The organism is Akkermansia biwaensis, assembly GCF_026072915.1.
Lineage (GTDB): Bacteria > Verrucomicrobiota > Verrucomicrobiia > Verrucomicrobiales > Akkermansiaceae > Akkermansia > Akkermansia biwaensis.
The window spans coordinates 1,767,912-1,793,461 of record NZ_AP025943.1 but is presented as its reverse complement, the minus strand read 5'-3'; the positions used below and the strand labels follow the sequence as shown (position 1 = coordinate 1,793,461).

Here is a 25,550-nt window from a genome sequence, read left to right as displayed (position 1 = left end):
ATTTTCGCCATGTCATTGCAGTCTGCCGAACGCCGAGATTTCATCCGCGATATGATTTCTGATGACCTTGCCTCCGGCAAGCATCAGGCTCCGGTCACCCGCTTCCCCCCGGAACCCAACGGTTATCTCCATATCGGACACGCCAAATCCATTTGCCTCAACTTCGGTATAGCCCAGGAATTCCCCGGCGCGCGCTGCCATCTGCGCTTTGATGACACCAACCCCAGCAAGGAAGACCAGGAATACGTGGACAGCATCCAGGAGGATATCCACTGGCTGGGATTCGACTGGGGGGACAACCTCTTCTTCGCCAGCGACATGTTCGACTTCTTCTACGAATGTGCCGTCTCCCTCATCAACCAGGGGCTGGCCTACGTGGACGAACAAACCGTGGAGGAAATACGCGCCCAGCGCGGCAACGTAAACGTGCCCGGCCAGGAATCCCCCTACCGCAACCGCTCCGCGGAAGAAAACCTGAAGCGCTTCCAGGCCATGAAAAACGGGGAAATCCCGGAAGGAAAGGCCATTCTGCGCGCCAAAATAGATATGGCCTCCAGCAACATGAACATGCGTGACCCGGTGCTGTACCGCATCATGTTCGCGGAACACCACAACACGGGCAACAAATGGTGCATCTACCCCATGTACGACTTCGCCCATCCGCTGGAAGACGCCTACGAACACATCACGCACTCCCTCTGCACGCTGGAATTTGAAAACCACCGCCCCCTGTACGACTGGGTCATTGAACACTGTCCCGTCCCGTCCCGTCCGCGGCAGACGGAATTCGCCCGGCTCAACCTGACGTACACCGTGATGAGCAAGCGCAAGCTGCTCCAGCTTGTCCAGGAAGGGCACGTCACCGGCTGGGACGACCCCCGCATGCCCACGGTCTCCGGCATGCGCCGCCGCGGCTACACGCCGACGGCCATCCGCAACTTCTGCCAGACCATCGGCATTACCAAATTCAACGGATTCACGGACGTGGCCCTGCTGGAATACAGCGTCAGGGAAGACCTCAACGCCAACGCCCCGCGCCGCATGGCCGTCCTCAATCCCCTCAAGCTCACCATCACTACCCTTCCGGAAGACGCGGAAGAAATGGTGGAAGTACAGAACAACCCGGAAAAACCGGAGGAAGGCTTCCGCCAGGTGCCGCTCACCAGGGAAATCTGGATTGAACGGGACGACTTCATGCTGGACCCTCCCAAAAAATACTTCCGCCTGGCCCCCGGCCGCACGGTGCGCCTGCGCGGCGGCTACTGCGTCACCTGCACCGACTACAGGCAGGACGCAGACAGCAACATCACGGAAATCTTCTGCGAGCACATTCCGGGCACTATCGGCTCCAACCCTCCGGAAGGCATCCAGTGCCGCGCCGCCATCCACTGGGTCAGCACCCGCCACGCCGTGGACGGGGAAATCCGCATCTACGACCGCCTGTTCACGGAGGAAAACCCGGACGCGGCAGAAAACGGATTCCTCTCCGTCATGAATCCCGGCTCCCTGACCGTCATCACCGGAGCCAAGCTGGAACCCGCCCTGGCCGGGGTGGAACCCGAATTCAACTGCCAGTTTGAGCGCCTGGGCTACTTTGTGGCGGACCGCAGGGACCATGTGCCCGGACAGCGCCCTGTCTTCAACCGCACGGTAGCCCTCAAGGACTCCTGGGCCAAAAAGCAAAAATAAATTCCTCTTTCATCAACCCCATACTTATGGACGATCAACTCCAATTCTGCTCCGTCGAGGAAGCCGTGGAAGAAATACGGCAGGGACGGATGATCATCGTTACGGACGACCCCGGCCGTGAAAATGAAGCGGACCTCATCATCGCCGCCGAATTCGCCACGCCGGAAGCCATCAACTTCATGGCCACCCACGCCAGGGGCCTCATCTGCGCCCCCCTTTCCCCGGAACGGGCGGACACTCTCCAGCTCCCGCTCATGACCTCCGTCAACCGGGAAAACATGTCCACCGCCTTCACCGTCTCCGTGGATGCGGCCCATGACATCACCACCGGCATCAGCGCCGGGGAACGCTCCCTGACCATACGCACCCTGGCGGACCCTAAGGCCACCGTCAACGACTTCGTGCAGCCCGGCCACGTCTTCCCGCTCCGCGCCGTTCCCGGCGGGGTGCTCCGCCGCGCCGGCCATACGGAAGCCACCATCGACCTCGTGCGCATGGCGGGACTCCAGCCCGCCGGAGTCTGCTGTGAAATCATGAAGGACGACGGCACCATGGCCCGCATTGGCGATCTGGGGCCCTTCCAGAAAAAATACGGCCTGAAAGCCTGCACGGTGGCCCAGCTCATTGAACACCGCCGCGCCCAGGAAAAACAAATCCGCCTGGTGGAAACCGTCAAGATGCCGACCGACTACGGAGACTTCACCTGCCACCTTTACGAATCCCATCTGGACGGAGCCCTGCATCTGGCGCTCGTCCACGGAGAAATCTCCCCGGACAAGCCCACACTGGTCCGCGTGCACAGTGAATGCCTCACGGGAGACGTCTTCGGCTCCCGCCGCTGCGACTGCGGCAGCCAGCTCCACACCGCCATGCGCCGCATTGCGCAGGAAGACGGCGTGCTCCTCTATCTGCGCCAGGAAGGCCGCGGCATCGGCCTTGCGGCAAAGCTCCAGGCCTACAAGCTCCAGGAACAGGGGCTGGACACCGTGGAAGCCAACCTCAAGCTGGGCTACCCGGACGACTTGCGGGACTACGGCATCGGCGCCCAAATCCTGCATGACCTGGGGGCGGACCAGCTCCGCCTGCTCACCAACAACCCGCGCAAAATCGTGGGGCTGGAAGGCTTCGGCCTTAAAATCACGGAGCAGGTACCCATCGTCATCCCGCCCAACGAACAAAACAGCAAATACCTGGCTACCAAAAAATGCAAGCTGGGCCACACCCTATAACCCGCCCCTCCATCATCCATGTCCACGGAACTCCCCCGCCGCCAGCGCCCTACGGGAACGCGCGCCAAAATCTGCATCGTCGCTTCGGAATACAATGAGCAATACACCCAGGCCCTGGTGGACAACTGCTCGGAAGAACTAGCCGCCGTGCTTCCGTCCGCCCGGCTGGAAGTAGTCCGCGTTCCGGGCGCCTTTGAAATCCCGGTCACCATCAAATCCATCCTGTCCCGCTCCCCGGAAAAACGGCCGGACGCCGTCGTGGCGCTGGGCGTCATCCTGCGCGGCAGCACGGACCACGCGGACCTCATCGGCTCCACCATCACGCAGGCCCTGATGCAATTGGCGCTGGAATTCACCACTCCCGTCATCCATGAAGTACTGCTTCTGAATGATGAAAAACAGGCATTCGCCCGCTGCATCGCCTCCCAGCTCAACCGCGGACGGGAAGCGGCGCGCACCGCCGCACGCATGGCGGAACTCTTCATCAACTCCCTCTCCCGGCAATAAGCCACACCCTCCCGACCTATCTTCCTCCCACCGTCATGCTCTCACGCAACCAAATCAGACAAACAGCCCTTCAATACCTCTACGGCGCCTCCCAATCCCCGGAAATCACCGGAGAACAGGAAGAAGGCATCTGGGACATCCTGATGGAACCCTTCCGGGCGGACTACTGCAAGCTCCGGGCGAAAGCCGTTTCCGGCCACCTTACGCGTGACTACCCGGACAAGCTGCGCCTCTTTGTCACCCGCGCCAGGGAAACGGCGGAAAAACTGCAGCATGACCCCCTCACGCTGCCCGTCCGCGACCAGCTCCACGACCTGCTGAACAAGGAAGGGGAATTCAACGCAGCCCTGCTTCAACTGAAAAAAGCCCTGCACGACGACCCCGCCAACGACAGGAAAACCCTCTCCGCCGCATGTGACGCCGTGCAGGAACTCAACACGGCCCTCATGCAGATGCGTGGCCGCCTTCTGGACTCGCTCAGGGACTTCCCGGTCTACAACAGCATCTGGTCCCCCCTCATATCCGCCTGCGGCAAACTTCAGGAAATCAACGACCGCATCAACTGCATCATCCACCAGGACGGCCGCCCCTCCCTGGCGGAAGTAAAAAAAGTGGTGGAAGCGGGCCAGGACGCGGAAGAACTCTACCGGGAAGCGAAAACACTGGGAGAAGAAACACTGCGCCGCCGGGAAGAACTGGACTCCGTCATCAACGGCATCCTGGAAAACTACTCCCCGGAACGCGTCAGCACCATGGACCGCGCCATCCTGCGCCTGGGCGCCTGCGAACTGCTCCATCGGAAAAACCTTCCCGCTCCTGTCGTCATTTCGGAAGCCATCCGGCTGGCGGAACGCTTCTCCTCCGCGGATTCCCCCCGGTTTGTCAACGGCGTGCTTGCCGGCATCGCCAAAACGGCGCGTCCCTCCTAACCCATATTCCCTCCAGACTCATGGCCGGATTTTTCAAAAAGCTCCTCACCAAATTCTCCCGCGGCACCCGGATAGACTGGGATGAACTGGAAGCGGACCTGGTGACCGCGGACATCGGCATCAGGCGCGCCATGAACATCGTTGACCAGCTCCGGGAAAGCAGGGGGCTGGATGCGGAAAACCTGGTGGAATCCACCCGTGAAGTCATCCGCCAGGCCTTCCCGGCCACTCCGCCCTCCCTGCCGGCTCCTCCGGAGGGTTATCCCCTTGTCATCCTCGTGGTGGGCGTCAACGGCACCGGAAAAACCACCTCCGCCGCCAAACTGGGCCATCTGCTGCAAAAACAGGGCGGCAAGGTGCTTCTGGCCGCCGCGGATACCTTCCGGGCCGCCGCCGTGGAACAGCTCCAAAGCTGGGCGGAAAAACTGAGCCTGCCTCTTTACAAGGGAGCGCCCGGCCAGGACCCCGCCTCCGTTTGCTATGAAGCCCATGCCCAGGCCATCCGGGAAGGCTGCCAATACCTCATCTGCGACACCGCCGGACGGCTCCATACCCGCCACAACCTTATGGAGGAACTCTCCAAAATCCGCCGGACCCTCGCCAAGCAGGACGCCTCCGCCCCCCATTACACCATGCTGGTGGTGGACGCCACCACCGGAGCGAACGCCCTGGCACAGGCCAGGGAATTCCACAAGGCCACCCCTCTGGACGCCGTCATCATCACTAAAATGGACGGCTCCGGCAAAGGCGGCGTAGCCGTAGCCATCATGGATGAAATGCAAATCTCCCCCGCCTTCCTGGGAACAGGGGAACAGGCGGACGACTTTGAAACCTTCAACCGGGACCGCTACGTGGACTCCCTTCTCTAACGGGAACTCCCCTGCCATGAACCCGCCCCCCCTGATCACCGCGCAAACGGAGGAAAAGCTGCTGGCCTTCCTCACGGAGAGCGGCCACACCAAATTCCGCGTCCAGCAAATCATGGACTGGGTCTGGCGCAAGCGCGTCGCCTCCTTTGACGCCATGACCAACCTCTCCCCGGCGCTCAGAAGCCTGCTGGCGGAAAACTTCCGCTTCCACACGCCGGAAATTGTGGAAATCAGCGGAACTCCGGGTTCCACGCGCAAATTCCTCACCCGGATGGAAGACGGCAGTTTGGTAGAATCCGTCATCATCCCCGCCGCCGTTGCGGAGGACGGAGAAAAGGCGGACCGGACCACCCTCTGCGTCTCCTCCCAGGTGGGCTGCGCCTTCGGCTGCAAATTCTGCGCTTCCGGCCTGCTGGGGCTCAGGCGCAACCTCTCCGCGGGGGAAATCACCGGACAGATACTCTCCGCGGAATCCATTGCCGGAAAAAGGATCAACAACCTCGTCTTCATGGGAATGGGGGAACCCCTCGCCAACTTTGACAACCTGCATGATGCTCTGGAAATCATCACCTCCCACCGCGGGCTGGAAATAGGCGCGCGCCATATCACTATCTCCACCTCCGGATTCGTGCCGGGCCTGAAAAAACTGGCCGCCTACCCCAGGCAGATACGGCTGGCTGTCTCCCTGCACGGAGCCACGGACGAGGTACGCAGCCAAATCATGCCGGTCAACAAAAAATGGCCTCTTTCCCAGCTCATCCCTGCTCTGGAGGAATGGGGAAAGGACCGGAACCAGATGCCCACGCTGGAATACATCCTCATCCGGGACGTAAACGACTCCCTGAGAGATGCATCCCATCTCGTGCAGATCGCCAAGCGCCTGCACGCCAAAGTCAACCTCATCCCGTACAACACCGTGGAGGGGCTTCCCTGGGAACGCCCCTCGGAAGAGCGTTGCTACACCTTCCGCGACGCCGTCCGCAAGGCCCGCATCCCCGTCACCATGCGGTATGAAAAAGGCCATGACATCAATGCCGCCTGCGGCCAGTTGAGGCTCAGAAAGGAACGGGAAGACAGCGGCGGAACTTCCCTCTGACGAACTGAATCGTTACTAAAATTACTGCAAAATTGCAGTAATTATTTTGCCCGGAAGCTCTCGTTGTGCTATTCCTTTCCAGCCGGATGACGCCATCCGCCAGCATCATCATGGACACTACGGAAACCAACAACGCCGCTGCCACTCTGGAACTTACCAAGGCACCCCGGAAAGCTCCGGTTCTGGACGTCCGGGACATTCCCCAGGCTCCGGGCCCGGAAAAAGGCGTACTGGCCCTCATGGCCATGGACCCCGCCACCTATGTGGGCCAATGCGTTACCCTGGGCATGACGGAAGACTACTTCTATCTTCCGGCCCACAAGCTGCTCTGGCGTCTCTTCCAGACCCGCTACAACAAAAACGAACCCATCGACATCGTCTCCATCACCCAGGCGCTGGAAGACATGCACCAGCTGGAAGCGGTAGGCGGGAGCGCCGGGCTGGCGGAAATCTACACCTTCACCACCACGGGAGCCTACTTTGAGCACTACCTCAACATCCTGAAGGACAAATTCATCCTGCGCTCCATCATTGACATTGCCAACCAATCCACCACGCAGGCCTTCGATAATCCCGACGACGTCGCGGAGCTTCTGGACTCCGTGGAAACACACATCTTCCAGATACGGGAACGCTACAACAGCGCCAAGGACGAACAAAGCCTGGCAAGCATCCTCAAGCAGGCCGTCACCAACTTTGAAAAATTCATCGCCAGCAAGGGACAAATCCAGGGGCTGACCACGGGATTCGAGGAGCTGGACAAAAAAAGCAACGGCCTCAAGCCCGGGGACATGTTCATCATTGCGGCGCGTCCCTCCATGGGGAAAACCTCCTTCCTGCTCAACATCATTGAGCACATCTCCATCAACGAGAAAAAGCCCACCCTGCTCTTCTCCTGTGAAATGCCCGCCGTCCAGATCGCGGAACGCCTCCTCTTTGCCCGTTCCGGCGTGCGCCGTGCGGAAATCATCAAGCGCGGCAACCTCACCCAATTGGAAATGAAGCACTTCAAACAGGCCGTAAAAGAAGTGGGGGAATCACAGCTCGTCATTGATGACACGGCGGCCATCTCCATCAACGAGCTCCGGGCCAAGGCCCGCCGCGTCATGCGGGACCTGGGTGCCCTGGCCGCCATCGGCGTGGACTACCTCCAGCTGATGCGCTCCCACTCCAAGCAGGCGGCCAACAGCCGCGAACGAGAAGTAGCGGAAATCTCCGCCGGCCTCAAGGCGCTTGCCAAGGAACTCAAGGTGCCCGTCATCGTCCTCGCTCAGCTCAACCGCGGCCCGGAAAGCCGCACGGGGGCCAGCCTGGGCGTTCCCCGCATCTCCGACTTGCGCGAATCCGGTTCCATTGAACAGGATGCGGACATGATCGGCCTGCTTTACCGCTCTGCCTACTATGCGGAAGACGAGGAAAAACGGCAGCAGATGGCCGGCAGGGCCAACCTCCATCTGGCAAAAAACCGCAACGGCCCCACAGGCGACGTTCCGCTCCACTTTGAAGCGGAACTCATGCGCTTCTCCACACGGGAAGCCGACGAACACGACCAGGAAAACGAATAGAGGCCCTGCCGCCGCCCTCTCCCCGGGCCATGCCACAGGCCGGAATTGCCAGCCTGCGCCTCTCCACCTCTGGCGGTGTACGTGAAATCAAAGAAAAACAGCAAATCTCACGGGCTGCGCGCACACGCGTGCAGCCCTTTTCAATATCCGCGATATTTCTTTGTGACGAAAACGTTACAGAAAAGGCTTTTCCACATTTCCATGCAAATATAGCATCTTCCCTATCTCCATTCATCCAGCTTATGAATCCCCATGCCAAATCACTCAATGAACGTCTGCGCACGCTCATCTCCCTATTCGGAAACGCCTACCGGGACTACTGCCGGACGGAACCTTCCTTCACCCCCTCCCTTTCCCTGCTGAAACCGCCGCCCGCCACCTACTCAGTCAATCCGGCCACATTCACGCACAACATCTTTGATGCCCTGTGGTTCATCTGGTTCATCGGTATCTTTGAATTCATCAGCGGGCTGCATGATGCGGGAATCCTCCCCGTATGGTTCTTCATTCCGTGACCGCCTGCGGCTTCCTGGCAGCCAGCATCCCGATCAAGGCTTTCTGGGAAACCATCTGCCGGAAAGACTCCCGGTCCCTGGGATAAAACATCATCTCCGTAACCGTTCCTCCGTTCCTGAACGCCCAGGCAAACCACACGGTACCCGCGGGCTTCTCCGGCGTACCGCCGTCCGGTCCGGCAAATCCGCTGACAGCGACAGCGACATCCGCGCCGGAACGTTCCAGCGCACCTTCCGCCATGGCCTTCACCACGGGTTCGCTCACCGCTCCGTGCTCTTCCAGCACCTCTGCCGGAACGCCCAGCATCTCCGTCTTCGCCCGGTCCGCATAAGTCACCCAGCCGAATTCAAACACCCCGGAAGAACCGGGAACATCCGTAATCCTCTTGGCAATCAGTCCGCCCGTACAGCTCTCCGCCGTAGCCGCCTTCAATCCGAGCCCTTTCAGATAAAGCACCACGGCCCGTTCCAAAGTAGCCCCCAGGGGCCTCAGCACATACGCTCCGGCCAGGGTCAGCAGGCGCGCCTCTCCCTGCTTCAGCGCCACTTCATTGCCAACCAGCCTCACATCCACCTCTCCGATGCGGGCGCAATAAGCCACTTCCAATCCCTGCACCTGGTGCAGGGAATCGTCCACCAGATCCTGAAGATCGCTCTCTCCAATCCCCACCAGGCGAAACACGCGCAAACGGGGAATATCGCCGTCCACCATGGACTCCAGCAGAGGCATCACGGACCTCTCCACCATCGGCTTCAATTCCGAAGGAGGCCCGGGCAGAAGAATAAACATGGGCAGGCGTTCGGAGGCAGGCATCACCAGTCCCGGAGCCGTGCCGTTGGGATTCTCCAGTACGGCGGCGCCGTCAGGCACCATGGCCTGCTTGAAATTGCACTCCGCAATGGAAATGCCCCTCCGCTTGAAATAATTCCTCAATCCCTCCGCTACATGCTCGTCACGGTGCATGTCCACACCGCAGACATCGCACAGGGCCTCCCTGGTCACATCGTCGCTCGTCGGTCCCAGCCCCCCGCTCACAATCACGACATCCGCCCTGCGGGCACTCTCCCTCATCGCCTCGCTAATGGCATAACCGTCGGGAACCACGGTCTCCCTCTCCACGCGGAACCCCGCTTCAAACAGCCTGTTCCCCAGCCATGCCGCATTCGTATTCACAATGCTTCCCAGCAGAATCTCCGTACCGGTGTTGATCAGCTCAACCCTCACATTCTTCATGCCTCCATTATGCTCCCCTCCCTTCACTCTGGCATGCAGCAATCCTGCCATGTACTACAAAAAACTTCATTTGAACTCCCCGTAGGATAAAGTAGGGGCACTGACATAGACCATGAGTATGCCCTCCAGACTTCGCGCCACAAAAATCATCTGCACCATTGGACCGGCAACGGATACCTCCGACATGCTGGGCAGCCTTATCCAGGCCGGAGCCAACGTCTTCCGGCTCAACATGAGCCATTCCAAGCACGACTGGGTCCGGGAAGTCGTCTTCCGCATCCGCCGGAAGGCCGCGGAACTCCAGGCAAACGTAGCCGTTCTCTTCGACCTCCAGGGGCCGTCCATCCGCACCGGAGACCTTCCGGAACCCTATAACCTGAAGGCCGGGGACATCATGGAAATCCGCCTCAGCACGGCGGAACCGGAGCTGCCCTTCTCCACCACCGTCAACTATGACGGCCTTCTTCAGGACGTCCAGGCAGGCCATACCATGGTCGTGGACAATGGCGGCATTCTGATGCGCATTGAGGAAGTGCGCCCGGACCGGCTCATCTGCAAGGTCCTCACGGAAGGCGTGTTCGGCTCGCGCCGCCACATCAACCTGCCGGGCGTGGCCCTGCGGCTCCCGGCCCTGACGGAAAAAGACCTGAAGGACTTGGAAGTGGCCGTGGAATGTGAAACGGACTACGTCGCCATGTCCTTCGTCCGTGACGCCGCCCACATTGCGGAATTGAGGGAACATATAGACAATCTGGGAGGACGTGCCCAGATCATCGCCAAAATTGAAGACCAGCAGGCCATCCGCCATATCGACGACATCATTCTGGCGGCAGACGTCATCATGGTGGCCCGCGGCGACCTGGGCATCGAAGTCAGCATCGAGGAACTGCCCATCATCCAGCGCCGCATCATCCGCCACTGCCACAGGCTGGGGCGCCGCTGCATCGTCGCCACGCACATGCTGGAATCCATGATCACCCAGCCCACTCCCACCCGTGCGGAAGTCACGGACGTATCCAACGCCATCTTTGAACAGGCGGACGCCGTCATGCTCTCCGGAGAAACCTCCGTAGGCCACTACCCCGTGCGCTGCGTGGAAGTCCTGGACTCCATCGCCCAGCGCATGGAACGCTCCGGAAACCTCAACTTCGCGGCAGCGGCCATCCTGAACGGAGACCGTCAGAAAGCCACGAAAGCGGCCATCTCCCTAGCGGACTCCGTGGAAAACGCCTGCCTCATCGTCTTCACACGCCGCGGACTGGCAGCCACGCAGGCGGCCGTGCTCCGTCCGGAGCGGGCCCCCATCTACGCTTTCAGCAATGATCCCGTCGTCGTCCGCCAGCTTGCGCTGGCCCGTGATGTCACTGCCTTTGAATCCCCCTTCCTCAAAGACCCGGCGCGCATGATATCCACGGCTCTGGACCTGCTGAAGGAAAAAGGGCTGGTCACCTCCGGGCAGCCTGTCATCATCCAGGGGGACAGCCTTCAGGGAGAACTTCTGGCAGACTCCATCATCTTCATGCGTACCGAATGAGCCTCGGCACTTTCCAGATATCACGGGAAGCGGCGGACTATCCTCCGCCCCCATCCATTCTCACTCTGTTGCTGGACGCTGACCCGGACGAACGCCAGGTGGCCGCCCACCTGGCGCATGGGGAACTCCATGTAGTCCGCAGGAATGGAATTCCTGTGGGAGTTGTCGTCATCTGCCGGAAGACGGTGGACACCTGGGAAATCATGAACTGCTCCGTGGCCCCGGACCACAGGCGCCAGGGATGTGGAACGGCCCTGGTCCGGCACGCGCTGGACGTCATCGGCGGCAAGGGTGCGCGATATGCGGAACTGGGAACGTCGGACGCTTCTCCCGGCCCGATGGCCTTGTACCGCAACTGCGGTTTTTACGTAACTGGCACCATCAGAAACCACTTTCTGGACAACTACCCGGAACCGGTATGGGACAATGGCGTCCAGTGCATTGACATGATCCGCATGCGTGCGGACATCCTCGCGGTGGATTAGAATGAATAAACCAGGCTGACTCCGGTCACCCAGCGGTTCCCCTTCACCAGCGTTTCTCCATACGTTCGGTTCAATCCATGCCCACCCCTGCCCAGCCAGTGCAATCCCGCAAAGGGCTCCACAAACACATCCCCGAACAGGCGGTAACTGGCCGTTACCCTGAAATACAGGGCCTGCCAGCCGTTGCCGCCGGACGGCCAGTAGGAGGAACTCAGCACGGCTCCGAACTTGAACCCCATATACAAATTCTCCGTCAGCCTTGAATCGGACCCTGTACACATGTCAAACCACCACCCGGTAATGCCGTAAAAAGAATAGGCGGAGCTGCCCTGCACATAAAATCCGGGAAGAAAATCCAGGTCCCGGCGCAGGACAAGAGAAGCCTCGTAAGTCGTGCTACTGTTGCCGAACAGACGTTCCGAAGCAAGGCCCGCTAGGCCGCCGTCATTGGCCCGCAGGGAAAATGCGGCGTACGCGGCCTTCCCCAATTTCCGCTGAAACCCCAGGTCCACCACCGTTTCATCATCCAAATCAATGGCCGGACGCCCCGGAAACAACTCTTCCTTCAATGCCAGGATAAAAGAATAATGCTCATTCAGATCGCTTCTCCAATCCAGGCTCACGGGAGCCGTCTGGTTGCAGCCGGCGGGAATCAGGCCCCGGAACTCGTAACGGGTGGAATATCCCGCTTTCAAACTGCCGCTTGCCGGCCTGAGGAGAGGATCGGCAGGGTGGTCCGGAATGCGGGACTCAGCCAGTGAAACGGAAAAGGAAACAGCCAGAGCCGCCACGGGGGCAAAAAGAAAGGAATAATTCATGGACAGGGAATTTATGTGCGGTTCATTCTGAATCAAAACATCCACACTGGCAACAAACAAAAAAGTGCGGCGGATTCCTCCGCCGCACTGAAAACATGATTCGATCTCAAGCCGTCAGGCTTAGAAGGAATAAACAAGGTTGGCCCCGGCTACCACGCCGAAGTTCTTGTAGGGCTTCCAGCCTTCCACGAACTGCTTGTTGGCCTTCAGAGCGCCATTGCCGGCCCAGTTGAAGCTGACGAAAGGCACCACGGCGAGATTTTCCACGCCCACCTTGATCGGCAGTTCAACCTTCACCCACCACGCCTGGGAGCCGTTGGCCATGAAAGCGGACTTGCTGTCGAAGTACCCAGCAGTGGCGGACATACCGGCTGTAAGCACAATGTCCGTAGCGGGGCAGATGGTGGCCTTGTAGCCGACATACGGCTGGAACCACCATCCGGTCATTCCCTGAAAGCCATAGCTCGTGGTAACGCCCGCGAACCAATTCTTGCACACGTCGTAGTTCAGGTTCACATAGAATTCCTGGGCTACGGAATGAGCATGACGCTTCCCGACGAAACCATTGGTGAAAACACCGCTGTAATCATACTTGGCGAAGTTGCCGAGCAGGCCGCCGTGAATCAGATTCCAACCGACGGTGGTGGACAGGTTCTTCAGAAGGCCGTCCTGGTTTTTCCAGCCGAGGTTGAAGTTGGTTTCATTATGGAAGGAGATATCCTTCTCACCAAGCAACTCATGACCGGAAGTCAGGGACGTGTAGGAAGCGGCGCCGACAATGGAGTTGGCGTCGTTCAGCTTGTAATTCAAATTAACACCGGCAGGGATGACGTTATCCCCTCCCACCAAGGCGTGGGATGCCACGATGCCGCGGCAGGTGTAATTGGAGGCATAGCCGGCGTAAAGGTCGCCGGACCATGGGCTGACAGTCGGCACGGGCGGTACCGGTGCCGGAGCAACAACCTTGACGGGGGTTCCCGCAAAAGCGGCGCCGGCAAAGGATGCCACAGCCGCTGCAACACTGATGATGTTCTTGGTTTGCATGACTATTATTTGGTTAGGGTATTAATTGTTGATTTGCTAACAAAGGTTTAAAGTATTCTTTTCCCCCTTGTTAGGTTTAGTGAAATATTTTCGTCACAAAAGTAAAGACTTTTCTCCCAAAACCACCATTACATACTGATTATTTACCACTTATACTAATCATCCCGATGACAAATAAAGCAATTTTCCATTTTTTTCCCAGCGAATTTTTCCAGGGCGTGGGAGGATACAGGCACTCGGCGCCGTCCAGCCGGGCGTTCTCTTTCAATTTCCGGGACGGATTGACCAGAACCTGGCGTCCGCAGGCAAGCAGCATGGGAACATCCGCAGCACTGTCGCTGTAGGCGATGGAACCCTCCCGGATGCCACTCTCCGGCAAAACACCCATGTTCCGCAAACGCTCCACCTTAACCTTCCCCTTGTTGTTTCCCAAGGGAAGTTCCGGCATCAGGGGCATGCGGCCGTCAAGCGCCACATCCGTCCCCAGAACGGCATCAAAACCCAGCAGCATCCCCAGGGGCTCCGCGTAAAAGGATGGAGAGGCGGATACCATGATGCATGCATCTCCGCTATTCCGATGCCTTTGGAGCCGTTCACGCAATTCGGGATAAACCCATGCATCCGCCAGCTCCGCGAATTCCCGTCCGTATTGAAGAACCGTTTCCGGGGGCAGCCTCCACAAATAACAAAGGAAGGCCCTCTTCATCCGGGTTTCATCCCATATCCCCAGAAAAAACAGCGGAAGGCAGGCCAGATAAAACAGCAGCAGCAGCCGCCTCCAGGGATGCCGCTGAACCACAAAGCAGGAAAACACATACTGCGTATCCCACGGCAGAAGCGTGCCATCCATGTCAAACAGGGCCAGCCCCCCTTCCTTCCTTTCATCCGTCATGCCGCCATCCTATACTCTCAACTCTCAACTCTCAACTCTCAACTCTCAACTCACCCTCCTTCCCTGAACGCCCAAAACCCCGGCCACCTGAAGGCAACCGGGGTTTTAAAGCAAATCCAGAAGAGGCGGGATTAACGGGAATAGAATTCCACGATGAGCTGCTCGTTAACGATGGGAGCAATCTCTTCCTTGGAAGGCACGCGGGCAATCTTGCCCGTGAGCTTGTCGCGGTCACCTTCAAGCCAGTCCGGCACCACCGTAGCCTGGGTCAGGTCAAGGGAGCGGGTAACAAGCTGCTGGGAGGAGGGTTTGGCACCTACGGCAACCACGTCTCCGGGGCGGCAGGAGAAGGACGCAATATTGGTCTTCTTGCCGTTCACGGTAATATGACCGTGGGAAACGAGCTGGCGGGCGCCGGCGCGGGTATTGCTGAACCCGAGACGGTACACGACATTATCCAAACGGAGTTCAAGGAGCTGAAGCAGGATGTCGCCGGTAATGCCGCGGCGGCGGGCTGCTTCTGCATAATACTTGCGGAACTGGCCTTCAAGCACGCCGTACTGGAAGCGCAGCTTCTGCTTTTCAGCAAGCATCACGCCATAGTCGGACTTCTTTTTGCGGCCTGCACGCATCCCGTGCTGGCCGGGAGGGAAGGGGCGCTTTTCAAGAGCCTTGGTGGAACCGAAAAGAGCAACGCCGAAACGGCGGGACACTTTATCGCGGGGACCGGTATAACGAGCCATGATATATTAGATCTATAGGTAAAAAAGTTCAATTAGACGCGGCGGGCCTTCGGAGGACGGCAGCCGTTGTGGGGAATGGGGGTCACATCCTTGATGGAGGTGATTTCAATACCGATCGACTGCACGGCACGGACGGCGGATTCACGACCGGAACCCGGACCTTTCACGCGTACTTCCACTTCACGCAAGCCGTGGCCCATGGCCTGGCGGCAGGCGTCCTGGCATACCACCTGGCCGGCGTATGCGGTACTCTTGCGGGAGCCCTTGAAGCCCATCTTGCCGGCGGAAGACCAGCCGATCACGTTGCCGCGCTGATCCGTCACAGTCACAACGGTGTTGTTGAACGTGGAGGAAACATGAACCACGCCAGAGGAAACGTTCTTGCTGCCCTTGGCCTTCAGGATTTTGGGCTTATCGTCATCACCGCCCAGGCCGAGTTCCGCGAAGATATCCTTGCGGGGTTCGTGCTTCTTGGTTTCTTCAGGAGCAGGTGCAGCGGCGACCGGAGCTTCAGCAGCGGGAGCAGGAGCGACGGCTTCCACGGGCTGTTCAGCGGTTTCGTTGGTAATTTCTTCGCTAGCCATAATAAAGCTATATAATAAGTTCAGATTGGCGGATTACTTCTTCTTGGCCTGTGCGCCAACAGTCTTCTTCTTGCCTTTACGGGTGCGGGCATTCGTGCGGGTACGCTGACCGCGGACGGGAAGGCCGCGGCGGTGGCGCTGACCACGATAGCAGTTGATGGAGGTCAGACGCTTGAGAATGGATTGCTTTTCACGACGAAGGTCACCTTCGATCAAAATGCCGTCGGTGGTGATTACTTGAACAATCTTCGTCAGTTGTTCGTCGGTAAGCTGTCCCGTACGGATGTCGGGATTGATGCCTGCTTGTTCCAGGATTCTCTTAGAAGTCGAGTGGCCGATTCCGTAAATATACGGAAGGGAAGCCTCGATGCGCTTCTCGTTGGGTATTTCTGTACCGAAAAGGCGTGCCATAATGGATTGGATTTGCTAGCTGTTATTTTTCTCTGCCTCGCGCAGAGCTATTGCTTGGGGCAAGATGGATACCATAAATTGAGGTTTTGACAAGACCAAAACTTCATTTTTTCTATTTTTCATCTTCCGCGCCACCGGGGCATCCCCCTGCCGCGTGCCTGTGCAGAATACGCTCCATGGCCCATTCCGCGTGCTCCGCTACCAGCGGGGACTCCCCGCAAAGTCTCTTCAGCAAATCAAAATCATCCGGTGTTCCGGCATTCCCAAGCACAATGCATCCATTGCGTAAAAGGCCCTCCCTCCTGATTCTTTTCAACGGGGAATTCCGGAACATGGCGGTAAAACCGGCATCATCCAGGGAAAGAAGGTCCCGCAAGGAAATGGAAGCGAGCCGGAAAGGCATGCGGAAGCGTTCGTCCGCGTCCGGCAGAGGCTTTTTATTCCAGGGGCATGCGGTCACGCAGGTGTCGCACCCGTACAAGCGCGTGCCGATCAGGGGGCGGATATCCTCCGGAATGGCGCCCCGATGTTCAATCGTCCAATAGGAAAGGCACCGGTTGGCATCCACCAGGCCATTCTCCATAATGGCCCCTGCCGGGCATGCCTCCACACAGCGGCGGCAGCTTCCGCACGTACCGGAAGCCGGAGCGTCCGGTTCCAGCTCCAGCGTCGTCAGCAGCGTGGCAATAAAAAAACGGGAACCTCCCCTGCGGCGTACGATCAGGCCGCTGCGGCCGCGCCATCCCAGGCCGCACGCCTCCGCATGATCCCTCTCCATGACCGGACCGGCGTCCACATACCCCTTCTGCTCCCCCCCGTAGATGGAAAGCAATTCTGAAAGATCAGCCAGCTTCTCTTCCAAAATGCCGTGATAATCCCTGCCGTGGGCGTACAAGCAGATGGAACCGCTCCCGGAAGGACGGCTCACGGAACTGTCATAATCATAGGACAGGCAGATCACGGAACGGCATCCGGGGAGTACCTCGGCCGGATTCACCCGGCGTTCCAGAGAACGGGCCATCCATTCCATGCCCGCATGCCAGCCTCTCTCCAGCCAAAGAAACAACTCCTCCGCATGAAGGGCCCTCCCGGCACGGGCCACCCTGCAGTCGGAAAAGCCCAAACTCCGGGAAACGGAGTGCAGGGAATCTTTAATAAGGAAGGAATCCGGCTTCGGCACGCCGCCATCATGGCGAAGAGCGCTCCCGGCACCAAGAATTTTCTTCGCTCCCGCGGAAATTGGATTGCCTGCACATCCTTGCCGTCCCATAATAGACATATATGAACATCCGGATTCTGAGCGACGGCAAGCAGGGCCACCTCAACCAGTCCCTGGGGCTGGCGCAGGCCCTGGTCGCCAAGGCGGGAGGCGCCGTGGAAATTGTGGAGCTGCAGGGGCTTTCCACCCTCGGCAAAATCCGCAAGGTCGTCTCCGGGAACGACAAGCCGCGGCCCGACCTGTTCATTGCCGCCGGCCACGCCACGCACATTCCGCTCATCTGCGCACGCCAGCACTTCAAAACAAAAACCGTGCTGTGCATGAAGCCCACCCTCCCCTGCTCCTTTTTCGACCTCTGCCTCATTCCGCGCCACGACCTCCGCGCGGACCGCGACTACGCGGACACCAACATCTTCCCGACCCAGGGCGCCCTTCATCCCATGAGGCCGGACTTCTCCATGCCCAAGGACATCACCCTCATCCTCATCGGCGGCCCCAGCAAGGACTTCGACTGGGATGACGAAACCATGCTCAACCAGCTCTCGGACATCAGCATCCACACGCCCGGCGACGTCGTCCTGACCACGTCGCGCCGTACGCCTCAGGGCTTTGCGGAAAAAATCAGAAAAGCCGTACCGGAAATCATCGTCGTTCCCGTGGAGGAAACGGAACCCGGCTGGGTAGCCCGACATCTGGCGCACGCCTCCGGCGCATGGGTAAGCCAGGACAGCGTCTCCATGGTATATGAAGCGCTGGGGTCGGGCGCACCCGTAGGCATCATCACCGTCCCCCGCCGCCGCAATGGCAGAAAATCCCGCATCCTGTCCGGTCTGGAAATGCTGGAGCGGGACGGACTCGTCACCGGCTACCGGGAATGGAAAAAACAGGGCTTCCGCCTCACCGCCCCCGGTACTCCTCTCCTTGAGGCGGACCGCGCCGCGGATCACATCCTCTCAAGACTCTTCCCCCAGCTTGCAACCTTATGAAAATAGTGCATCTCGTCCCCTCCATGGAATCCGGAGGCGTGGAACAAGTCGTTCTGGAACTCGGCAGGGGATTCTCCGCCCAGGGTGTGGAAAACATCGTCATTTCCGGCGGAGGACGCATGGTAGAACAACTGGAAAAGGAAGGTTCCCGCCATATCCTGATGCCGATCGGCAAAAAAAGCCTCTCCACCTTCTTTCGCGTAGGGGCGCTCCGCGCTCTTCTGCAAGCCATCAGGCCGGACATCCTCCACCTCCATTCCCGCGTGCCGGCCTGGGCCGGCTACCTGGCCTGGAAAAAACTGCCGCCGGAAGACAGGCCCGGCCTGGTCACCAGCGTGCACGGCTTCTACTCCGTCAACTGGTACTCCGCCATCATGTGCAGGGGTGAGCGGATCATCGCCGTCTCCAACTGCATCCGGGACTACATCCTCCGGCATTATCCCTCCACGCCGGAGGAACATATCAGGATCATTCCCAACGCCATTTCCCCGGAACTGCACCATTCCGGATACTCTCCGTCCCGCGAATGGCTCACGGGCTGGTACATGGCCTATCCGGAACTCAGGGACAAATTCACCCTCTGCCTGCCGGGCCGCATCACGCGCCTGAAAGGCCAGCTGGACATGATACCCATTATCCGGGACCTCCTGGCCCAGGGAATCCCGGCCCGCGCCGTCATTGTAGGAGAAGCGAAAAAGGGCAAGGAGGAATATAAAAATGAAATTCTCCGGGAAATCGAACAGGCCGGCCTTGCCCACGCCTTCACGTGGACGGGCCACCGCAAGGACCTCCGGGAAATCCTCTCCGCCTGTTCCGTCACGCTCTCCCTGACTCAAAGCCCGGAAGCCTTCGGAAAATCCACGCTGGAAGCCCTGGCCCTGGGAAAACCCGTAGCCGGATACGCCCATGGCGGGGTCAAGGAACAGCTGGACATCTTCCTGCCGGAAGGAAACATCCCCGTCGGAGACACCGCCGCCATGACCGCCCTGCTCGCCCGCTGGCATGCCCAGCCTCCCCCCGTTCCCCGGCAACTCCCCTCCCCTTATAAAATGAGCGACATGATCCAGGCCCACCTGGACGTATACCGGGAAATCAGTCCTTCGCCATGACACCGCAGGAAACCGCCGTCACCCTGAACCTGATACCGGGACTCGGCCCTGTCAGGATCATGCGCCTGATGCGCGCCTTCGCCTCTCCGGAACTTGTTCTGGAAGCCCCCGCCGCCATGCTGGCGGCCGTGCCGGGCATCGGACCGGAACTGGCCCGGTGCATCTCTTCCTGGAAAAGCATCGTCAACCCGCACCGGGAACTCGAACTGGCGGCCGGGGCGGGCGTTTCCGTAACCACTCTGTTTGACGGGAATTACCCGGAATCCCTGCGGGAACTGCCGGACCCGCCCGTGGTTCTTTATTCCCGGGGAAGCTGGACCCCAGCGGACTCGGAGCGTTCCATCGCCGTGGTGGGTTCGCGCATGGCCACCCATTACGGCAGGTTCTGCGCAAAAACCATATCCCATGACCTGGCGGAAACGGGCGTCACCGTCATCTCCGGCCTGGCGCGCGGCGTGGACACGGAAGCCCATACAGGCGCGCTGGATGCGGGCGGGCGCACCATTGCGGTCATCGGAGCCGGCCTCAACAAACTCTATCCCCGGGAAAACAGTGGACTTGCCCGCCGCATTGCAGACGGACACGGCGCCGTGGTTTCAGAACTTCCGATGGACATGCCCCCGTCCCGCACCACCTTTCCCATGCGCAACCGCATTGTCAGCGGCTGGAGCCGCGCCACGCTCGTCGTGGAAGCCCCCGCGCGCAGCGGAGCCCTCATCACGGCCCGCATGGCGGGAGAACAGGGACGGGACGTTTTCTGTGTGCCGGGACCGGTCAACAGGCATTCTTCCGACGGCTGCCATGCCCTCATCCGGGACGGAGCCATACTAGCCACCAGTGCCGCAGACATCTTGCAGGACATGAAATGGCAAGCGCCTGAAGCGGGGCTTCCCCTCTTCTCGCCATCCTCCGGCTCCACCGCTGCGGACAACGTCCCCATCACCCGGGAGGAAGAAGAAGTCCTGCACGCCATCAGGCAGGGATTCAACACCATTGACTCCCTCTGCTCCTCTCTGGGCCAGCCGGCACACGCCGTCACGGGCAGCCTGGCCAGGCTGCAAATCGCCGGCAGGGTCACCCCGGACTCCGGAGGCTACTTCTCCATCAACTGATCCCTGCAAAAGCCCCCCAACGGCAAAACCCGGCCGCTGTTTCAACCGGCAGCAGACATTTTCCAGCCGCCCTGAAAACAAAGGTTGCGGACCTATTGTTTAACTTCCTTGCGCAAGGCGTCAATCCAGGCGGAAATGGTTTCCGTCTGCTCCCACTTTACCGGAGAAGCAAGTTTCTTCTTGGATACGGGATCAGAAATCTCGAAAATCACGCCATACACAAACTTGATATCGTTCGGATCCCTCTTCTTCTGGAAGCGCCCTTCCTTTTGCGCCTTGAAATCAATCTTTTCGTAAGAGGCCAGGGACAAATTCAGGACCATACCGTCTTCCCCTTTCAGCACACCAAGGGGCACGATGGGGCAAACCGCTTCCTTGCCGCGGATGATGCACTTGACAAGCCTGGGTTCCGCCTTTTTCAGAGCCTCCAGCTTCTTGGAAACATTCTCCCTGGCAAACGCCTTTTCAAAAACGGCAAGATTGCTGTAATTGTTCCTGTCGCGGAAAGGGATGCTTATCTCCATCTTCTCCTCGCCGTCCTCCAGCTTCACACCCACGCACGCCTCCTTCTGCTCCATGGAAAGGGAAGACTTCGCCTTGTCCGCACCTCTCTTGGTGTCGAAACACGGCGTTTTGAACGGAAGAACCTCGGCACACGCCATGCATGCAGCCGCCAGAGACAGAAATAAAACAGAAATCTTCATCATGTGGCAAATTTATTATAAAAAACCATACCGACCTATCCGCTGCAATGACTTTTTTTCTTTTCCTGCGCCTTCTCTTTCCTTTGAAAATCCTTTATTTCCGACACAAAAGAAACACTATCAACCACCATAAACATTCCAAACAGCTCATCTAACAAATTTCCGCACGTCAGAATGTCCAGCCCCATGAACCAGAATACGTCCATTCCGTCCGAACGGCGGCATTTCCCGAACCCGGCCGGATAAAAAACATAAAGGGAAATACATTCCTTCCTGATCGGATAAATAAATGAAACCATTTAAAAAATCATTTAAAAAGGTTTATTCTTGGACATACTTTGAACGACTTCTTCCGGGATAAAGTCACACCTGCACGAGATCTATCCGGCGCATGAAGAAAATATCTTCAAAACCGCCAAGGGTGGTTCTGGTTCCATAGGTAGTTAATAGAGAAAAAAGGCCGCGGACAGCCATCCCCGCGGCCTTTTTTTGTCCAACTCCCTGCCCAACGCTGAGTTTGGGCTTGATGAAATAAACAACTTACTGTAGCAAAAGACATGCGTTTGTTCGCCATTCTCGCAGGAATTGCCCTTTGCCTGAGCTCCACAAGCTGCCAGTCATACGGAGACTCGAACGATTACATCCCCATGGCGACGCCCGTTCCTCCCCAAATCTCCCAGCCCGTCTCCAACGCTCTTCCCCGCCCGGCCAACTTTCCCACCCGCCCCGTCGCCATCCCGCCGAGCGCTCCGCGCACCCCGCGCTGTGCCAGCGCCTGCGTCATGGACGCTCTTACGGGAAAAGTCCTCTTCTCGCACAACGGCATGCAGCGCCGCCAAGTGGCCAGCACCCAGAAGCTTGTCACGGCCATGGTCGTGCTTGACCACGGCAGCCTGGACAGGAAGGTAGTCATCCAGCCGTCCGACACCAAGGCGGATCCTACCAAGCTGGGCTTCCGCTCCGGGGAAGTCTACTCCCGCCGCGAACTGCTCAATGCCCTGATGATACGCAGTTTCAATGACGTGGCCCTCGCCCTGGCACGGGACACGGCGGGGTCCGTGCCCAGATTCGCCCAGATGATGAATGCCAAGGCCCGCCAAATGGGCATGTACAACTCCCGTTTCGTCAATCCCAACGGACTGCCTGCGGACCAGTACTCCACGGCCATTGACATGGCGCGCTGCGCCTATTACGTTTACCGGAACCCGGAACTGCGCAACATCATCTGCAAGCAGCAGTACGCCTTCACCCGCGCCAACGGCAAGACGCTTCTCCTGCGGAACACGAACAAACTGCTGGAACAGCACTCCTGGGTCACCGGCATGAAAACCGGCTATACGAACGCCGCCGGGCGCTGCCTGGTCTCTTCCGCCGGATTCAATGGACGCCACGTCATCGTGGTCGTACTCGGCTGCCATCCATCCCGCATATGGGCGGAATCGGAAAATCTGCTCAAATGGGCTCTGGGCGGAGCGGCCTGAAACTTCCCCGGAATTGGGGTTTGACTTTCCCGGCCTGACCCGCTATCAGTCCTGCCTATGTTACAGGCAGGTATTGTAGGTCTCCCCAACGTGGGCAAATCCACCCTCTTCAACGCGGTCACCAGGACCCGCAAGGCCCAGGCGGCCAACTACCCCTTCTGCACCATTGACCCCAACGTGGGTATGGTCACCGTGCCGGACCCGCGCCTGCAGGTACTCTCCAACATCTCCGGCTCTGAAAAAATTATCCCTACGCTCATTGAATTCGTGGACATCGCCGGACTGGTCAAGGGAGCCTCGGAAGGAGCCGGACTGGGCAACCAATTCCTGGCGAACATCCGTGAAGTGGATGCCATCGTCCAGGTGGTGCGCTGCTTTGACAATGACGACATCATCCATGAACTGGGTTCCGTGGATCCTCTGCGCGACATTGAAATCATCAACTCGGAACTCATCCTGGCGGACATAGCCACCATGGACAAGCGGCTTTCCTCCCGGGAGCGCAAGGCCCGCAGCGGAGACAAGGAAGCCAAGGCGGAAGTAGCCCTCATCACCAAACTCCTTCCCCACCTGAACGAGGGACTCCCCGCCATCACCTTTGAAGAAAAGCTGGATGACGACGAACGCAAACTGCTCCGTTCCTTCCAGCTCCTTTCAGACAAAAAAAGCATCTTCGCCTGCAACGTCAATGAAGACGAACTGGCGGCCGCCATCAATGACCCGGATTCCCATCCTTACGTCTCCCAGGTAAGAAAATACGTGGCGGAACACCACAATGCGGAAGCCATTGTCATCTCCGCCAGAATTGAGGAGGAACTCATCGACGTATCGGAAGAGGAAGCCGCCGAATTCCTGGAATCCCTCGGCGTGCAGGACTCCGGCGTCTCCGACCTCATCCGCGCCGTGTACCATCTGCTGGGCCTGCGCACCTACCTGACCACCGGCGTCAAGGAAACACGCGCCTGGACCATCCCGGACGGAGCCAAGGCCCCCCAGGCGGCGGGCGTCATCCATACGGACTTTGAGCGCGGATTCATTGCCGCGGAAGTCGTCCATTATGACGATCTCGTTACGTGCGGCAGCAAGGCCGGAGCGCGCGAACACGGAAAGCTGCGCATTGAAGGCAAGGAATACATCGTGAAGGATGGGGACGTCATCGAATTCCGCTTTAACGTCTAGCCCGGAACTCCCCCGGAATTCCATTGACTTTTCAGAACGCAGAGAGCAGATTGCTCATAACTTCACACCACCTTATGTCTGATTCCGACGTCAAATCCACCCCCCTGGCAGCCAAACACATTGAACTGGGAGCCAGAATGGTTCCCTTCTCCGGCTGGAACATGCCCGTGCAGTACACCGGCATTCTGGACGAACACAAAGCGGTGCGCGAGGCCTGCGGCATCTTTGACATCTCCCACATGGGCCAATTCACGGTATCCGGCCCGAACGCGGCGGCATGGCTGAACTCCATGCTCACCAACGACATCAACAAGCTGGACATCGGCCAGGGCCAATACTCCATCATGCTTAACGAACAAGCCGGCGTCATCGACGACCTGATCCTGTACCGCATGGAACCGGAAACCTTCTTCGTGGTGGTAAACGCCTCCAGGATTGATGAAGACTTCGCCTGGCTCTCCGCTCACAAACCCGCAGACGTAACGTTGGAAAACCACTCCGACGAATACGTGGGCCTGGCCGTTCAGGGACCTCTTTGCGGGGCAATCTTCGCCAAAGTCATTCCCGGAGTGGAACTCCCGCCCCGCAACGGCATCGCCCGCATCACGGTGGACGGCGCGGACCTCATCGTCTGCCGTACCGGCTACACCGGGGAAGACGGCTTTGAATTCTTCTGCCCTGCCGCGGAAGGCGTCAAATGGTTTGAAGCCTTCCTGTCCGCCGGAGCCAAGCCCTGCGGCCTCGGCGCCCGTGACAGCCTGCGCCTGGAAATGTGCTATCCGCTGAACGGTTCCGACCTGGCGCCGGACAAAACTCCGCTGGAAGCCGGACTGGGCTTCTTCTGCGCGCTGGACACGGAATTCATCGGCTCCGGCATTCTCCGTGAACAAAAAGCCAGCGGCCTCACCCAGCGTCTGGCGGCCATTGAATACACCGGCAAGGGAGCCCCTCCCCGCGCCCATTACAAAGTTCACCTTCCCGGCGGCGAAGCCATCGGGGAACTCACCAGCGGCGTCCTCTCGCCCTCCCTGATGACAGGCATCGCTCTGGCGTACCTTCCTGCCGCCCATGCCAAGGTCGGCACAGAGCTGGAAATAGATGTCAGGGGGAAAAAATTCCCCGCCCTTGTGGTCAAAAAACCCTTTTATAAAAAAGGCTGACACTACAACGCAAAAATAAACTGACAAATCCTGTAAATTACTACACTCTTACCTCATACAACCAAATCTTATGCACGACGTACCAGAAAATCTGCTGTATTCCAAAGATCATGAATGGATCGAAATTGACGGAGACATCGGCACCATCGGTATTTCCGACCATGCCCAGGCGGAGCTCTCCGATGTAGTCTTTGTAGACCTCCCCGAAGTAGGAGCCACGGTCGCCGCCGGGGACCCCGTGGCCGTCGTTGAATCCGTCAAGGCCGCCAGCGACGTGTACACTCCCGTCTCCGGTGAAATCCTGGAAATCAATGAGGAACTTTCCAATGATCCCTCCCTCATCAACTCCGATCCCTACGGCGCGGGCTGGCTCTACAAGATCCGCCTGGACGTTCCCACGGAAACGGAAGACATGATGAACGCAACCGACTACGAGGAATACTGCTCCTGAACAGT

27 protein-coding genes are annotated in these 25,550 nt (G+C 58.8%); 17 read left to right on the top strand and 10 right to left on the bottom strand.

Annotation, left to right across the window (positions count from 1 at the left end; all coding sequences use genetic code 11):
• Window positions 1-9: 9 nt before the first annotated feature.
• From OQH67_RS07310 to OQH67_RS07275, 8 genes are all read left to right on the top strand, one after another.
• Window positions 10-1,689, top strand: coding sequence for a glutamine--tRNA ligase/YqeY domain fusion protein (locus tag OQH67_RS07310; RefSeq protein WP_215435168.1), 1,680 nt, complete (start codon window positions 10-12; stop codon window positions 1,687-1,689).
• Window positions 1,690-1,715: 26 nt separating this feature from the next.
• On the top strand, window positions 1,716-2,918 hold the full coding sequence (locus OQH67_RS07305; protein ID WP_215435167.1) for a bifunctional 3,4-dihydroxy-2-butanone-4-phosphate synthase/GTP cyclohydrolase II: 1,203 nt from the start codon (window positions 1,716-1,718) through the stop codon (window positions 2,916-2,918).
• Window positions 2,919-2,936: 18 nt separating this feature from the next.
• A complete protein-coding gene (gene ribH / locus OQH67_RS07300) occupies window positions 2,937-3,425 on the top strand; it encodes a 6,7-dimethyl-8-ribityllumazine synthase (RefSeq protein WP_067573927.1) in 489 nt (162 codons plus the stop codon).
• A gap of 35 nt (window positions 3,426-3,460) precedes the next feature.
• Window positions 3,461-4,354: a transcription antitermination factor NusB gene (gene nusB, locus OQH67_RS07295; RefSeq protein WP_215435166.1), complete on the top strand. Its 894-nt coding sequence runs from the start codon at window positions 3,461-3,463 to the stop codon at window positions 4,352-4,354.
• Between the two features lie 20 nt (window positions 4,355-4,374).
• On the top strand, window positions 4,375-5,223 hold the full coding sequence (ftsY, locus tag OQH67_RS07290) for a signal recognition particle-docking protein FtsY (RefSeq protein WP_215435165.1): 849 nt from the start codon (window positions 4,375-4,377) through the stop codon (window positions 5,221-5,223).
• A gap of 16 nt (window positions 5,224-5,239) precedes the next feature.
• On the top strand, window positions 5,240-6,319 hold the full coding sequence (gene rlmN, locus OQH67_RS07285; RefSeq protein WP_215435164.1) for a dual-specificity RNA methyltransferase RlmN: 1,080 nt from the start codon (window positions 5,240-5,242) through the stop codon (window positions 6,317-6,319).
• A gap of 86 nt (window positions 6,320-6,405) precedes the next feature.
• Window positions 6,406-7,884 carry a replicative DNA helicase gene (gene dnaB, locus OQH67_RS07280; RefSeq protein WP_251828216.1) on the top strand — a complete coding sequence of 493 codons (1,479 nt, stop codon included), beginning with the start codon at window positions 6,406-6,408 and terminating at the stop codon, window positions 7,882-7,884.
• Between the two features lie 242 nt (window positions 7,885-8,126).
• Window positions 8,127-8,399, top strand: coding sequence for a hypothetical protein (locus tag OQH67_RS07275; RefSeq protein WP_215435162.1), 273 nt, complete (start codon window positions 8,127-8,129; stop codon window positions 8,397-8,399).
• On the opposite strand, the gene OQH67_RS07270 is transcribed toward OQH67_RS07275, so the two are convergent.
• On the bottom strand, window positions 8,389-9,684 hold the full coding sequence (locus OQH67_RS07270) for a competence/damage-inducible protein A (RefSeq protein ID WP_215435161.1): 1,296 nt from the start codon (window positions 9,682-9,684) through the stop codon (window positions 8,389-8,391). The genes OQH67_RS07275 and OQH67_RS07270 overlap by 11 nt on opposite strands.
• A 67-nt stretch (window positions 9,685-9,751) precedes the next feature.
• On the opposite strand from OQH67_RS07270, the gene pyk reads away from it, so the two are divergent.
• Window positions 9,752-11,167, top strand: a complete 1,416-nt coding sequence (pyk, locus tag OQH67_RS07265; protein ID WP_251828217.1) for a pyruvate kinase — start codon at window positions 9,752-9,754, stop codon at window positions 11,165-11,167.
• Entirely contained in the window at window positions 11,164-11,652 is a 489-nt protein-coding gene (locus OQH67_RS07260; protein ID WP_215435159.1) for a GNAT family N-acetyltransferase, read from the top strand. The genes pyk and OQH67_RS07260 overlap by 4 nt, the downstream gene beginning before the upstream one ends.
• Here the strand turns inward: OQH67_RS07260 and OQH67_RS07255 are convergent.
• The 7 genes from OQH67_RS07255 to queG all read right to left on the bottom strand — a co-directional run bounded on the left by OQH67_RS07255 (window position 11,649) and on the right by queG (window position 17,414).
• Window positions 11,649-12,470 (bottom strand): hypothetical protein, encoded by an 822-nt coding sequence (locus tag OQH67_RS07255; RefSeq protein WP_215435158.1) that lies wholly within the window; start codon window positions 12,468-12,470, stop codon window positions 11,649-11,651. The genes OQH67_RS07260 and OQH67_RS07255 overlap by 4 nt on opposite strands.
• Window positions 12,471-12,590: 120 nt before the next feature.
• Complete coding sequence (locus OQH67_RS07250) at window positions 12,591-13,514, bottom strand: hypothetical protein (RefSeq protein ID WP_215711677.1); 924 nt, start codon at window positions 13,512-13,514, stop codon at window positions 12,591-12,593.
• Window positions 13,515-13,653: 139 nt separating this feature from the next.
• On the bottom strand, window positions 13,654-14,406 hold the full coding sequence (locus OQH67_RS07245; protein ID WP_215435157.1) for an HAD family hydrolase: 753 nt from the start codon (window positions 14,404-14,406) through the stop codon (window positions 13,654-13,656).
• Window positions 14,407-14,537: 131 nt separating this feature from the next.
• Entirely contained in the window at window positions 14,538-15,149 is a 612-nt protein-coding gene (rpsD, locus tag OQH67_RS07240; RefSeq protein WP_067573951.1) for a 30S ribosomal protein S4, read from the bottom strand.
• 32 nt (window positions 15,150-15,181) lie between these two features.
• Window positions 15,182-15,733: a 30S ribosomal protein S11 gene (gene rpsK / locus OQH67_RS07235; protein ID WP_343195904.1), complete on the bottom strand. Its 552-nt coding sequence runs from the start codon at window positions 15,731-15,733 to the stop codon at window positions 15,182-15,184.
• A 33-nt stretch (window positions 15,734-15,766) separates the two neighbouring features.
• Complete coding sequence (gene rpsM, locus OQH67_RS07230) at window positions 15,767-16,144, bottom strand: 30S ribosomal protein S13 (protein ID WP_022396508.1); 378 nt, start codon at window positions 16,142-16,144, stop codon at window positions 15,767-15,769.
• A gap of 112 nt (window positions 16,145-16,256) precedes the next feature.
• Window positions 16,257-17,414 carry a tRNA epoxyqueuosine(34) reductase QueG gene (gene queG, locus OQH67_RS07225; RefSeq protein ID WP_251828221.1) on the bottom strand — a complete coding sequence of 386 codons (1,158 nt, stop codon included), beginning with the start codon at window positions 17,412-17,414 and terminating at the stop codon, window positions 16,257-16,259.
• Between the two features lie 11 nt (window positions 17,415-17,425).
• Between queG and OQH67_RS07220 the strand changes: the two genes are divergently transcribed.
• The 3 genes from OQH67_RS07220 to dprA are packed head-to-tail and all read left to right on the top strand — an operon-like array spanning window position 17,426 to window position 20,570.
• On the top strand, window positions 17,426-18,349 hold the full coding sequence (locus OQH67_RS07220) for a mitochondrial fission ELM1 family protein (protein ID WP_215435155.1): 924 nt from the start codon (window positions 17,426-17,428) through the stop codon (window positions 18,347-18,349).
• On the top strand, window positions 18,346-19,458 hold the full coding sequence (locus tag OQH67_RS07215; RefSeq protein WP_215435154.1) for a glycosyltransferase: 1,113 nt from the start codon (window positions 18,346-18,348) through the stop codon (window positions 19,456-19,458). The genes OQH67_RS07220 and OQH67_RS07215 overlap by 4 nt, the downstream gene beginning before the upstream one ends.
• Window positions 19,455-20,570 carry a DNA-processing protein DprA gene (gene dprA / locus OQH67_RS07210; protein ID WP_215435153.1) on the top strand — a complete coding sequence of 372 codons (1,116 nt, stop codon included), beginning with the start codon at window positions 19,455-19,457 and terminating at the stop codon, window positions 20,568-20,570. Before OQH67_RS07215 ends, dprA begins: the two co-directional genes overlap by 4 nt.
• Before the next feature lie 92 nt (window positions 20,571-20,662).
• Here dprA and OQH67_RS07205 read toward each other — a convergent pair whose 3' ends face one another.
• Entirely contained in the window at window positions 20,663-21,277 is a 615-nt protein-coding gene (locus tag OQH67_RS07205) for a hypothetical protein (protein WP_215435152.1), read from the bottom strand.
• Window positions 21,278-21,309: 32 nt separating this feature from the next.
• A complete protein-coding gene (locus tag OQH67_RS07200; RefSeq protein ID WP_215458942.1) occupies window positions 21,310-21,573 on the bottom strand; it encodes a hypothetical protein in 264 nt (87 codons plus the stop codon).
• Between the two features lie 258 nt (window positions 21,574-21,831).
• On the opposite strand from OQH67_RS07200, the gene OQH67_RS07195 reads away from it, so the two are divergent.
• The 4 genes from OQH67_RS07195 to gcvH all read left to right on the top strand — a co-directional run bounded on the left by OQH67_RS07195 (window position 21,832) and on the right by gcvH (window position 25,545).
• Entirely contained in the window at window positions 21,832-22,755 is a 924-nt protein-coding gene (locus OQH67_RS07195) for a D-alanyl-D-alanine carboxypeptidase family protein (protein WP_215435150.1), read from the top strand.
• Window positions 22,756-22,812: 57 nt separating this feature from the next.
• Window positions 22,813-23,934: a redox-regulated ATPase YchF gene (gene ychF / locus OQH67_RS07190; RefSeq protein ID WP_130083959.1), complete on the top strand. Its 1,122-nt coding sequence runs from the start codon at window positions 22,813-22,815 to the stop codon at window positions 23,932-23,934.
• Window positions 23,935-24,008: 74 nt separating this feature from the next.
• A complete protein-coding gene (gene gcvT, locus OQH67_RS07185) occupies window positions 24,009-25,094 on the top strand; it encodes a glycine cleavage system aminomethyltransferase GcvT (protein ID WP_215435149.1) in 1,086 nt (361 codons plus the stop codon).
• A gap of 70 nt (window positions 25,095-25,164) precedes the next feature.
• Window positions 25,165-25,545, top strand: coding sequence for a glycine cleavage system protein GcvH (gene gcvH, locus OQH67_RS07180; RefSeq protein WP_067573971.1), 381 nt, complete (start codon window positions 25,165-25,167; stop codon window positions 25,543-25,545).
• The last annotated feature ends 5 nt before the right edge of the window (window positions 25,546-25,550 follow it).